Origin of the sequence: Ensifer sp. Root127 (genome assembly GCF_001425225.1) — a bacterium.
GTDB lineage: Bacteria > Pseudomonadota > Alphaproteobacteria > Rhizobiales > Rhizobiaceae > Ensifer > Ensifer canadensis.
Map to the genome: position 1 here is coordinate 599,122 of NZ_LMDX01000023.1, position 12,069 is coordinate 611,190.

At 62.1% G+C, this 12,069-nt stretch carries 9 protein-coding genes and 1 pseudogene; 9 read left to right on the forward strand and 1 reads right to left on the reverse strand.

Features of this window, described 5'->3' with window-relative positions; all coding sequences use genetic code 11:
- The 9 genes and pseudogenes from ASD03_RS24930 (at nt 1) to ASD03_RS24970 (ending at nt 10,076) form a co-directional block, all read left to right on the forward strand.
- Nucleotides 1-747, forward strand: coding sequence for an SDR family oxidoreductase (locus ASD03_RS24930; protein WP_025430104.1), 747 nt, complete (start codon nt 1-3; stop codon nt 745-747).
- A 136-nt stretch (nt 748-883) separates the two neighbouring features.
- Nucleotides 884-2,359, forward strand: coding sequence for an ABC transporter substrate-binding protein (locus ASD03_RS24935; RefSeq protein ID WP_025430103.1), 1,476 nt, complete (start codon nt 884-886; stop codon nt 2,357-2,359).
- A 158-nt stretch (nt 2,360-2,517) separates the two neighbouring features.
- Nucleotides 2,518-3,468: an ABC transporter permease gene (locus tag ASD03_RS24940; protein WP_025430102.1), complete on the forward strand. Its 951-nt coding sequence runs from the start codon at nt 2,518-2,520 to the stop codon at nt 3,466-3,468.
- Nucleotides 3,468-4,328, forward strand: a complete 861-nt coding sequence (locus ASD03_RS24945) for an ABC transporter permease (RefSeq protein ID WP_025430101.1) — start codon at nt 3,468-3,470, stop codon at nt 4,326-4,328. The genes ASD03_RS24940 and ASD03_RS24945 overlap by 1 nt, the downstream gene beginning before the upstream one ends.
- A complete protein-coding gene (locus ASD03_RS24950) occupies nt 4,325-5,338 on the forward strand; it encodes an ABC transporter ATP-binding protein (RefSeq protein ID WP_057217153.1) in 1,014 nt (337 codons plus the stop codon). Before ASD03_RS24945 ends, ASD03_RS24950 begins: the two co-directional genes overlap by 4 nt.
- A complete protein-coding gene (locus tag ASD03_RS24955) occupies nt 5,335-6,309 on the forward strand; it encodes an oligopeptide/dipeptide ABC transporter ATP-binding protein (protein ID WP_082557397.1) in 975 nt (324 codons plus the stop codon). The genes ASD03_RS24950 and ASD03_RS24955 overlap by 4 nt, the downstream gene beginning before the upstream one ends.
- A 57-nt stretch (nt 6,310-6,366) precedes the next feature.
- Complete coding sequence (locus ASD03_RS24960) at nt 6,367-7,758, forward strand: amidase (protein WP_057217155.1); 1,392 nt, start codon at nt 6,367-6,369, stop codon at nt 7,756-7,758.
- A gap of 605 nt (nt 7,759-8,363) precedes the next feature.
- Nucleotides 8,364-9,094 (forward strand): annotated as a pseudogene (leuB, locus tag ASD03_RS24965) (3-isopropylmalate dehydrogenase); the annotation flags it as partial.
- Nucleotides 9,095-9,386: 292 nt separating this feature from the next.
- Complete coding sequence (locus tag ASD03_RS24970; RefSeq protein ID WP_025425270.1) at nt 9,387-10,076, forward strand: phosphatase PAP2 family protein; 690 nt, start codon at nt 9,387-9,389, stop codon at nt 10,074-10,076.
- Between the two features lie 62 nt (nt 10,077-10,138).
- Here the strand turns inward: ASD03_RS24970 and ASD03_RS24975 are convergent, their stop codons facing one another.
- Nucleotides 10,139-12,028 carry an MFS transporter gene (locus ASD03_RS24975; protein WP_025425271.1) on the reverse strand — a complete coding sequence of 630 codons (1,890 nt, stop codon included), beginning with the start codon at nt 12,026-12,028 and terminating at the stop codon, nt 10,139-10,141.
- Nucleotides 12,029-12,069 lie beyond the last annotated feature (41 nt).

Genomic DNA, 12,069 nt, shown 5'->3' on the forward strand with positions numbered 1-12,069 from the left:
GTGTCACTAGAAGGTAAGATCGCTCTCATCACCGGTGCAGGCTCCGGTTTCGGCGAGGGCATTGCGAAGCGTTTCATCGACGGCGGTGCCAAGGTGGTCGTTGTCGACCGCGATGCCGCAGGGGCCGAGCGCGTGGCCAAGCAACTCGGCAGCAATGCGTTTGCCGTCGTATGCGACATCTCCAAATCATCGGACGTCGACGCCGCCGTTGCCGCGAGCCTCGAGAAGTTCGGCCGCGTCGACATTCTCATCAACAATGCCGGCATCGGCCACAAGCCACAAAACGCCGAGCTGGTGGAGCCGGACGAGTTCGACAGGATCCTCGGCGTCAACGTGCGTGGCGTCTATCTCATGACGCGCGCGCTGCTGCCGCACATGAAACAGAACAAGACAGGCGTGATCGTCAATATCGCCTCGACTGGCGCCAACCGGCCGCGGCCGAACCTTGCCTGGTACAATGCGACGAAGGGCTGGGTGGTCTCCGCGACCAAGGCGCTGGCGATCGAACTTGCTCCGTTCAACATTCGCGTCGTTGCCCTCAATCCGGTTGCCGGCGAGACGCCGCTTTTGACGACCTTCATGGGCGAGGATACCGAGGAAATTCGCCAGAAGTTCCGCGATTCCATTCCGTTGGGCCGGTTGCTGAAGCCCGAGGATCTCGCCGAGGCCGCCGCCTTCGTCGCATCGCCGCAGGCGTCTATGATCACCGGCGTTGCACTTGACGTCGATGGCGGGCGTTCGATCTGATGACGACAGCGCCGCGCGTCTCAGGGCGCACGAAAGTCGCGGCACTTTGATTGACTGCAGGTTTCCTTCAATCGGATGCGATTAATGGAAACATGCAGTGGGACCATAAACAACCAAACCGCAAAGCGGGGGAACCATGCTTAACTTGACGAAATGGGCACTTGCTTCGTGCTTCATCGCCGCATCGCTGACCACAGCCATGGCCAAGGACACGATTACCGTCGGCCAGGTGCTGGAACCGCCGGGCCTCGACCCGACCGCGGGCGCCGCCGCGCCGATCCGCTACATCACCTACGGCAACCTGTTCGAAGGTCTGGTGCGCGTGGTTGAAGATGGCACCGTCAAGCCGCTCCTGGCCGAGAGCTGGGCTATCTCCGACGATCAGAAGAGCTACACGTTCAAGCTTCGTCAGGGCGTCAAGTTCCACGACGGCACGCCCTTCGACTGCTCGATCGTCAAATTCTCCTATGAGCGCGCCGTCGCAGCGGACTCTACCAATGCGCAGAAGGGCCTCTTCGAGCCGATCGAAAAGACCGAGTGCCCGGATCCGGCAACCGCAGTCGTGACCCTGAAGCGCCCGGCATCCAACTTCCTGTTCAACATGGCATGGGGTGACGCGGTCATGATCGCGCCGTCATCGGCCGCCGACAACAAGACCAAGCCTGTCGGTACTGGCCCCTACGCGTTCAAGGAATGGGCGAAGGGCGACAAGGTCGTGCTGAACAAGAACGCCGATTACTGGGGCGAACCGGCCAAGCTGACGGAAGTCACCTTCAAGTTCATCAGCGACCCATCCGCAGCCGCAGCCGCCGTTCTTGCCGGCAACGTCGATGCGTTCCCGATGTTCCAGGCCGCCGAACTCGTCAGCCAGTTCCAAAGCGATCCCAACCTCCAGGTCGAGGTCGGCAGCACCTCCGGCAAGGTGGTTCTTGCGCTGAACAATGCGCGCAAGCCGTTTGACGACGTCAGGGTTCGTCAGGCGCTTGCCCATGCGATCGACCGGAAGACCCTGGTCGAAGGCACCTATTCGGGCTTCGGCGAGACGATCGGTTCGCATTATTCCCCGGTGGAGCCCGGCTATGTCGATCTGAACGAAACCTATCCCTATGACCCGGGCAAAGCGCAGCAACTGCTGCAGGAGGCCGGTGTCGAAGGTCTGGAAATGACCATCATGCTGCCGCCACCCGCCTATGCCCGGCGCGGCGGCGAGATCATCGCGGCCATGCTCAGCGAAGTCGGCGTCAAGGTGAACCTCGTTCCGATCGAGTTCGCGCAATGGCTCGACCAGGTGTTCAAGAACTCGGATTTCGACGCGACGATCATCGCACACGCCGAAGCCCGCGATCTCGATATTTACGCTCGCGACAAATACTATTTCAACTACCAGAACCCGGACTACAAGGCGCTCTACAAGTCCTTCACGCTCGCGTCGACGGAAGCTGAGCAGCTCGATCTCGTCGGCCAGCTTCAGCGTAAACTGGCGGCCGATGAACCGAACGTTTTCCTCTACGCTCTTCCGAAGATCGGCGTCTGGAACAAGAAGGTGAAGGGTCTGTGGAAGAACATGCCGGTGCCGGCGGACGATCAGACCCAGACCTACTGGGAGAATTGATCGCTTCTCATGAGGTGGAGCGGTATGCGGGCTGAAAACCGCACACACTTTTCCTCATCCCGCTCCAGCATCCGCCCCTCCACAAATGGGGGCGGATGCAGATCAGCCGTTGACCGTCCCCGGCGCCGGTCAACGCTCGCTCATTCCGGGAGGTTGATGTGATTTCCTTTGTTGGCGGTCGCCTTGTGTCGCTCATATTGACGACCCTGGTCGCCTCTATCATCGTCTTTCTGCTGATGCAGGTGCTGCCCGGCGACCCGGCAGTGCTGATGCTCGGCATGAACGCCGACCCGGATGCGATCGCGGCGCTGCACCGGCAGCTGGGCCTCGATCAGCCAATCTGGATCCGCTACCTCCAGTGGATCGGTGGCTTTGTCGTCGGCGATTTCGGCATGAGTCTCACCTATTCGGTGCCGATCCGTGAACTACTCGGACCCCGCATCCTGGTGACATTGCCCCTGGCTCTCCTCTCCATGGCGATCTCGGTCGTGGTTGCGATCGCCATTGGCGTCTATGCCGCGGCCAATCGCGGCAAGGCCGGCGACACGGTCGTCATGGGCATCGCGCAAGTTGGCGTCGCCATCCCCAATTTCTGGCTCGCGCTTCTGTTCATTTTGCTGTTCGCGCTGAAACTTGCATGGTTTCCGGCCTCGGGCTTTGCCGGCTGGCAGGACGGTATCTGGAGCGGCCTCCACTCGCTCATTCTTCCAGCCTTTGCGCTCGGCCTGCCACTCGCCGCCATTCTCGGACGCGTCACCCGCTCGGCCGTCATCGAAACGCTCGGGGAGGATTTCATCCGCACTGCCCGCGCCAAGGGCCTCTCGCGCGCTGGTGCGCTTTGGAGGCATGCGGTGCCGAACGCACTCATCCCCGTCGTCACCATCATCGGCCTGCAGTTTTCGTTTCTGCTTGCCGGCACGATCATCATCGAGAACGTCTTCAATCTGCCGGGTGTCGGCCGGTTGGTCTTTCAGGCGATCGCGCAGCGCGATCTGGTGACCGTGCAGACGCTCGTGACGCTGCTTGCCGCGTCCGTCATCACCATCAATTTTCTCGTGGATCTCGTTTACGGCTATCTGGATCCGCGCCTGTCGAGGGGAGGCCACTGATGAGCACCTCGGCAATCACTTCGGAACCAGGCCTGTTGGCCAAGCTTTTTGGTAGCCGAAGCCTGATGTTCGGCCTGACGGTCACCGCCATCCTCATTGCGATGGCCGTGGTTTCCACCGTCTGGACACCCTTCTCGCCGACGGCGATGAATTTCCGCGACAAGCTTCAGGGACCAAGCCTCGCCCATTGGTTCGGCACCGACAATTTCGGCCGCGATATCCTGTCGATGATCATGGCCGGGGCGCGCAACTCGATCGCGGTCTCGATCGTCGCGGTGCTCGTCGGCGCCGGCATCGGCGTGCCGCTCGGTGCATGGGCTGCGGCCCGCGGCGGCTGGGTCGATGGCCTGGTCATGCGCATGAGCGATCTTGCCTTTGCCTTTCCTGCACTGCTGACGGCGGTCATCATCACGGCCATCTTCGGCCCCGGCGCGACCAATGCCATGATCGCCATCGGCATCTTCAACATTCCGGTCTTTGCCCGCGTGACCCGTGGCGCTTCGATGGGGCTTTGGAAGCGCGAATATGTGCAGGCGGCCCGCTGCGCCGGTCGCGGCGACGTGGCGATCACCTTTCTGCACATCCTGCCCAACATCAACCACGTGCTCCTGGTCCAGGTGACGATCCAGTTCGCCTTAGCAATCGTTGCAGAAGCTGGGCTTTCCTATGTCGGTCTTGGCACCCAGCCACCGATGCCAAGCTGGGGCAAGATGCTGAACGATGCCCAGACCTTCATCTATCAGGCCCCATGGCTCGCCATCTTCCCGGGACTTGCGATCACGTTCGCCGTGCTCGGCCTCAACCTCCTCGGTGATGGCCTGCGCGACATTCTCGATCCGCGCGTGAGGCGACAAAGATGACGGCACCCTTGCTACGAATGGTCGGAATGTCGGTCGAGCTGTCAGCGGGCATGACCCAGGTCGATATCGTCTGCGACGTCGATCTTGAGCTCAATCGCGGCGAACGCCTCGGTATCGTCGGAGAATCCGGCAGCGGCAAATCCATGACGGCGCTCGCCGTGATGGGACTGCTGCCGCAGCGCATGCGGGTGCGCGGCGAGTTGATGTTCGATGGCCGCAACCTCGCAGATCTGCCCGAAGCCGAATTCTGCAGATATCGCGGCCGGCGCATTGCGATGATCTTTCAGGAGCCGATGACCGCCCTCAACCCGGTCAAGTCGATCGGCGCCCAGATCGCCGAAGGGCGACGCCTTCATTTTGGCGAAACCAGAGCCGATGCGGAAAAGAAGGCGCGATCCTTGCTGGACAGGGTTGGTCTGCCGGCGCCGCGCTTCAATCTGGACCTCTACCCGCATCAACTCTCCGGCGGCCAGCGGCAGCGCGTGATGATCGCCATGGCGATCGCCTGCGAACCGGACCTGTTGATTGCCGACGAGCCGACGACCGCGCTCGACGTGACGGTGCAGGCACAGATCCTCGATCTGCTCGACGACCTGATCGAAGACACCGGCACGGCACTGATGCTGATCACCCACGATCTCGGTGTCGTCTCGGAAATGACCGACCGTATCGCCGTCATGTATGCCGGGCGCGTCATCGAAACGGGGCGCACCGACGACGTATTCGCGCGCATGGCGCATCCCTATGCGAGGGGCCTGTTCGCCGCGTCTCCGCACGGAGCTGCTCTTGCTCCGCGCCAGACCGGAGGAAGGCCAAGGCTGAACGCAATCCCGGGCATCGTCCCCGATCCCTTTGCGCGGCCGGCTCATTGTTCCTTTGCTGAGCGTTGCGCCTTCGTTCAGCCCGACTGTCGGCGGGCGATACCGCCACTGGATCTGATCGATACCGACAGTAATGTGGAGCATCGCGCCGCCTGCTTTCATCCACGCGAAAGGATGGTGGCACCATGAGCGATGTCATTCTGAGGACCATCGATCTGGTGCGCGAGTACCAGTTGCCGCGCCCATCGATCTTTTCCAAGCAGACCAGCTTGCGCGTGCTGCACGGTGTCAGCGTCGAGCTTGGCGCCGGCAAGAGCCTCGGCATCGTTGGCGAAAGCGGCTCGGGAAAATCGACCCTTGCGCGCGCCGTCATGGGGCTTGAACGCCCGCAATCGGGGCAGGTTACCATTGCCGGCAAGGATATCTATTCGCTGGACCGATCAGAGTTGCGGGAGGCGCGCAAGGGATTTCAGGCGATCTTCCAGGATCCCTACGGGTCACTCGATCCGCGCCACACGGTGCGGACCATCATCTGCGAACCCATCGTCTCACTGGAACGCGGAACCAGCGCGCTTGAGCGCAACCGGCGCGTTGAGGAGGTGCTGGAGGCGGTCGGCTTGCCCTTGGCGTCAGTCGACAAGTATCCGCACGAGTTTTCCGGTGGCCAGCGCCAGCGTATTGCCATTGCGCGCGCACTCATCACCCGACCGGCGCTGATTGTTGCCGACGAACCGGTTTCGGCGCTCGACGTCTCGATCCAGGCGCAGGTGCTGAACCTGATGATGGATCTGCAGGAGAGGCTCGGGCTCTCCTATCTGTTTATCAGCCACGATCTGGGCGTGGTTCGCGCCATCACCGACCGGGTCGCCGTCATGCATCTCGGGCGGATCGTCGAGGAGGGACCGACCAACGAGGTGTTCGACAACCCGCGTCACCCCTACACGCAGGCGCTTGTCGCCGCCGTGCCGAAACCCTTTGCCGGACGCCGCAAGCGGGTCCGGTCGAACGCCCCGCCGCAAACGCCTGTCCATACCGCCACGACCTCAGAGGGCTGCGCCTATGCCGCCGTCTGTCCGCGCAGGCAGGATATCTGTCTCGCCCAAACGCCCATGGCCAAGCCGGTGACGCCGGCCTGGTCCGCCCGCTGTCACTTTGCCTAGAACTCTTTGAAATTCTGCAATTCTCCGGAGTTGCTCTTGTTGCAGGAATTATTGCCCATGTCCGATCTTGCCGATTTCACCGCCGTCGATCTTGTCGAGGCTTACCGCCTGCGAAAGCTCTCTCCCGTCGAAGTCGTCGATGCTGTCATCGCGCGCATCGATGCATCCGAGCCGAAACTCAATGCGCTTTGGGCCTACGATCCGGACGAGGCGCGCAAGGCGGCGAAGGCGTCCGAGGCACGTTGGGGCAAGGGTGAGCCTCTGGGCGCGATCGATGGCGTGCCGGTGACGATCAAGGAGAACATTGCGACAAAGGGAACGGCTGTGCCGCTTGGCTGCGCGGCCGTGCCGCTGGTGCCGGCCCTGACCGATGCGCCGCCGGCGGCGCGCACCCGCGAGGCGGGTGGCGTCATTCTGGCCAAGACCACCATGCCTGATTACGGCATGCTGTCTTCCGGCCTTTCCAGTTTTCACAAGCTGGCGCGCAATCCCTGGGACCTGTCGACCAATCCCGGCGGTTCGAGCGCCGGAGCAGGTGCGGCCGCAGCCGCCGGCTACGGTCCGCTCCATATCGGCACCGATATCGGCGGTTCCGTCCGCCTGCCGGCCGGCTGGTGCGGCGTCGTTGGTCTGAAGCCTTCGGCGGGCCGGATCCCGATCAATCCGCCGTTCATCGGCCGCGTCGCCGGGCCGATGACCCGCACTGTCGCCGATACGGCGCTTTACATGTCCGTTTTGTCGAAGCCGGATGCACGCGACACCATGTCGTTGCCCTATGCCGATATCCCCTGGCTCGACCTTAAACGCGATGTCAGGGGATTGAAGATCGGCCTCTGGCTCGATGCCGGCTTTGGCCAGGCGGTTAGCGCGGAAACCGAGCAGGCGGTCAGCCAAGCGGCAAAACTCTTCGCGGACGCCGGTGTCATCATTGAGCCTGTCGAGCCCTTCCTCACCCGCGAGATGATCGATGGCCTCGATCGCTTCTGGCGTGCGCGCGGTTGGGAAGACGTCTCGCGTCTTTCGCCGGAACAGCAGGCGCAGATACTGCCCTACATCTTCAACTGGATCGAGACGGCCAAGGATTTTTCCGGCCGCGACGTCTATACCGGCTTCGCCCAGATCGACGCCATGCGCAACGCCATCCATGCGGCGTTGACCGGTTTTGATTTCATCCTCTCGCCAACGGCACCGACCGCGTCCTATCCCGCCGAATGGGCCTCGCCGATCAATGACCCACAGAAGCCGTTCGAGCACATCGCCTTTACGGTCGCGGTGAACATGGGTGGACAGCCCGCGATTTCGGTCAATTGCGGCTATACTGCCAGCGGTTTGCCGATCGGGCTTCAGATCATCGGCCAGCAGTTTGACGATATCGGGGTCTTGCGCCTTGCACGAGCATTCGAGACCCTGCGTCCGCAACAGCGGCCATGGCCGAAGGTCACCGCATGAGCCGCCCTGCACCAACACAAACACTGAAACGACAGGAGTGCAGAAATGGCCGATCGTAAGCTTTTCATCCTTCCCGGCGACGGCATCGGCCCGGAAGCCATGGCGGAAGTCCGCAAAATCATCGCCTACATGAATGCCGAGCTTGGTGCCGGCTTCGTGACGGACGAAGGCCTTGTCGGCGGTTCTGCCTATGACGCCCACGGCCAGGCGATTTCGGAAGGGGACATGGTAAAGGCGCTTGCCGCCGACGCGGTGCTGTTTGGTGCCGTCGGCGGTCCGAAGTGGGATGCSGTGCCTTACGAGGTYCGTCCCGAAGCCGGTCTCTTACGCCTGCGCAAGGACCTGCAGCTGTTTGCCAACCTGCGCCCGGCCATCTGCTATCCSGCGCTTTCCGCCGCATCGTCGCTGAAGCCGGAACTGGTCGAAGGCCTCGACATCCTGATCGTGCGCGAGTTGACCGGCGGTGTCTATTTCGGCGAGCCGAAGGAAATCATCGATCTCGGCAATGGCCAGAAGCGCGGCATCGACACCCAGGTCTACGACACCTACGAGATCGAGCGCATCGCCGGCGTTGCCTTCGAACTGGCCCGCACCCGCAACAACCNGGCGCTTTCCGCCGCATCGTCGCTGAAGCCGGAACTGGTCGAAGGCCTCGACATCCTGATCGTGCGCGAGTTGACCGGCGGTGTCTATTTCGGCGAGCCGAAGGAAATCATCGATCTCGGCAACGGCCAGAAGCGCGGCATCGACACCCAGGTCTACGACACCTACGAGATCGAGCGCATCGCCGGCGTTGCCTTCGAACTGGCCCGCACCCGCAACAACCGCGTCTGCTCGATGGAAAAGCGCAACGTCATGAAGTCGGGCGTGTTGTGGAACCAGGTGGTGACCGAAACCCACAAGGCGAAATATTCCGATGTCCAGCTCGAGCATATGCTGGCCGATGCCGGCGGCATGCAGCTGGTGCGCCAGCCCAAGCAGTTCGACGTCATCGTCACCGACAACCTGTTCGGCGACATGCTGTCGGACGTGGCGGCGATGCTGACCGGCTCGCTCGGCATGCTGCCTTCGGCCTCGCTCGGTGCACCGGATGGTGTCACCGGCAAGCGCAAGGCGCTCTACGAGCCGGTGCATCGCCATGATCGCCTCGTTTGCCATGTGCCTGCGCTACTCCTTCAACCTGGTGAAGGAAGCCGACAACCTGGAAAAGGCGATCGCCACCGTGCTCGACAAGGGCATCCGCACCGGCGACATCATGGCCGAAGGCGCACGCCAGGTCGGAACCGTCGAAATGGGCGAAGCCATCCTCTCCGAGTTCAAGGCGCTGTCTGCCTGATACGAGCATTTCCAGGAAAAGTGCGAAGCGGTTTTCCGCCAGGAAATGCGTAAAACAAAAAGCTTGAACGTTTCCGCGGCATCGTCTGAAGCGGAAACGTTCAAGCAAGAGGCGCGCCCGATCGGGCAGCGCCCCGCAAGTTGTCAGAACACCTCCGGAGCGATCCGGAGGTGTTTTGCATTCGACAGTCTTGAATTCGACGGCCGAACCGACACATGCAGGCAGATGCTGCGAGCAATGAGGGGCGGCGAGGGACCGCATTCTCGCATGCAGACCGTTTGGAAAGGCCGACATGAACCGACCGCTCGCATCAACCGGATGGATCCTGGTGACGACACTGATCCTCGTACTCGCCTTCATTCCGCTCGATCCGTTTCTGTCGACGCGGGCGCAGGAACTGCCCGAGGGCATCGTCGCCTTCAATCGCCTGATTACCGACTTCGGCACCTTCGGCTGGATGATTTATGTCTCGGGTCTGGTGCTTGCCGTCGCCTTCATCCTGCAGCGTGCCGTTGGCCAGGCGCCGTTTCAGCGCAAAGCCCGAACTGTCCGCAACCTTGCTGCCTATTTCTTGCTGACGATCGGCACTGCCAGTGTGCTCGTGCATGTGCTGAAGTTCCTGATCGGGCGGGCAAGGCCCGAGCTTCTGGTGGATCTCGGTGCCTACAGCCTGACGCCGTTTACCGGCGACACCCTGTTCGAAAGCTTTCCATCCGGTCATTCGACGGCGGCGGGTGCTTTTTTCGGCGCCTTTGCCATGCTTCTGCCGAAGCTGCGGCCGTTGTTTTTCGTGATGGCATTGGTCATCGGGGTCTCGCGCGTCATCGTCGGCGCCCACTATCCGAGCGACGTTGCTGCCGGGCTGCTGCTTGGCCTATGGACATCTATGATGGTGGCGTTTCTCTTCGCCAAACGCGGCTGGCTTTTCCGCGCCGACGAGGGCGGTTGGCCTATCCCAAAGCGAACAGGCTCCCGCCCATAAAAAAGCCGGCGCGGAAAGCCGCGCCGGAGTCGGGAGAGCCGTGATGCCTCTCGGGGAAGTCTTTAGTCCATCGCGTGGATGTCGCGATCCTTGGTTTCCGGCAGGAACAACATGCCGATGACCAGGGTGATGCCCGCAAAGACGATCGGGTACCAGAGACCGTAGTAGATATCGCCCTGAGCCGCGCTCATCGCGAAGGCCGTGGCCGGCAGCAAGCCACCGAACCAACCGTTGCCGATATGGTAGGGCAGGGACATGCCGGTGTAGCGGATGCGGGTCGGGAACAGTTCGACCAGCAGGGCGGCAATCGGGCCGTAGACCATCGTCACGTAGATGACGAGAACGGTCAGAACGGCGATGATCATCGTCCAGTTGACGTTGGCAGGATCCGCCACCATTGCGTAGCTGCCGCCCTTGGCGATCGTGTAGACAGCCATTTCGGTGGCGGCGCCGACTTCGTCCTTGGTCAGGAGCTTGTCGGCAATGAGCTTGTCGGCAGGAACCATGGTCTTTTCGCCGCCGCGAACGGCAGCGGCATCAAGCGCCAGTTCCGGATTGGCGGCGACGAAGCCGTCAAGCTTGGATTCCGGAACCTTTGCCGCACCACGAACCAGCGGGTAGCCGGCATCATGGAGAGCCATGTTGGTCTGCTTTTCGAAGCCGGCGTTGGCAGCCTTGGCACCATCGCCTGCAGCGATCGCGTCATAGCTGTTGATCGTCGTTTCGCCGACCTCCACAGTCGCGGCAGTCCCCGCCGCAGCGGTCGTTACCACGTCATAGGGAACCGAGTTCTTGGTCAGGAACGCGGTTGCGATGTCGCACGAGGTCGTGAACTTCGCGGTACCGGTCGGGTTGAACTGGAACTTGCAGTCGCCCGGTGCCGCGGTCACGGTCGCCCGTACCGTTGCCTGGGCCTGAGCGAGCGCCGGGTTACCGGCCCAGGTCAGCGCCTTGAACAGCGGGAAGTAGGTGAGCATGGCAAGCAGCAGGCCGGCCATGATGATCGGCTTGCGGCCGATCTTGTCGGAGAGCCAGCCGAAGAGCACGAAGAAGCCCGTACCGATCAGCAGTGAGGCGGCGACCATGATATTGGCCGACTGGCCGTCCACCTTGAGCACGCCCGTCAGGAAGAACAGCGCGTAGAACTGACCGGAGTACCAGACGACGGCCTGGCCGACGACGGCGCCGAACAGTGCCAGAAGCGCGATCTTGGCGTTCTTCCACTGGCCGAAGGCTTCCGACAACGGTGCCTTGGAACCCTTGCCCTCTTCCTTCATCTTCTTGAAGGCCGGCGACTCGTTCATCTTCAGGCGGATCCAGACGGAAACGCCGAGAAGCACGACCGAGACCAGGAACGGAACGCGCCAGCCCCAGGCTGCAAACGCTTCTTTGCCCACCAGGTACTGGACGAGCAGGATCACCACCAGCGACAAGAACAGACCGAGCGTTGCCGTGGTCTGGATCCACGAGGTGAAGTAACCGCGACGCCCGTGCGGCGCGTGTTCGGCCACGTAGGTTGCAGCGCCGCCATATTCACCGCCGAGCGCCAGGCCCTGAAGCATGCGCAGAGCGATGAGCAGGATCGGCGCAGCGATGCCGATCGAGGCAGCGCCAGGCAGGATGCCGACCAGGAAGGTCGACAGACCCATGATCAGGATCGTCACGAGGAAGGTGTATTTGCGGCCGACGAGGTCGCCGAGGCGACCGAAGACCAGAGCGCCGAACGGGCGAACCAAGAAGCCCGCGGCAAACGCCAGAAGCGCGAAGATGTTTCGCGTCGTTTCCGGGTAGGAGCTGAAGAAGGTCGCGCCGATGTAAACGGCGAGCGAACCGTAGAGATAGAAATCGTACCATTCGAATACGGTACCAAGCGACGAGGCGAAGATGACCTTCTTCTCCTCGCCGGTCATCGGACGTGCTTTTGTGTCGTCCGCTGTCGCGACATTTGCCATTTTGTTTATCCTCCACTCCAAAACAGCCCATTGGAGCGCCC

Coding starts and splice junctions, on each gene's coding strand:
- ASD03_RS24935 (WP_025430103.1), top strand. CDS start 884: ATGCTTAACTTGACGAAATGGGCACTTGCTTCGTGCTTCATCGCCGCA.
- ASD03_RS24945 (WP_025430101.1), top strand. CDS start 3,468: ATGAGCACCTCGGCAATCACTTCGGAACCAGGCCTGTTGGCCAAGCTT.
- ASD03_RS24950 (WP_057217153.1), top strand. CDS start 4,325: ATGACGGCACCCTTGCTACGAATGGTCGGAATGTCGGTCGAGCTGTCA.
- ASD03_RS24955 (WP_082557397.1), top strand. CDS start 5,335: ATGAGCGATGTCATTCTGAGGACCATCGATCTGGTGCGCGAGTACCAG.
- ASD03_RS24960 (WP_057217155.1), top strand. CDS start 6,367: ATGTCCGATCTTGCCGATTTCACCGCCGTCGATCTTGTCGAGGCTTAC.
- ASD03_RS24970 (WP_025425270.1), top strand. CDS start 9,387: ATGAACCGACCGCTCGCATCAACCGGATGGATCCTGGTGACGACACTG.
- ASD03_RS24975 (WP_025425271.1), bottom strand. CDS start 12,028: ATGGCAAATGTCGCGACAGCGGACGACACAAAAGCACGTCCGATGACC.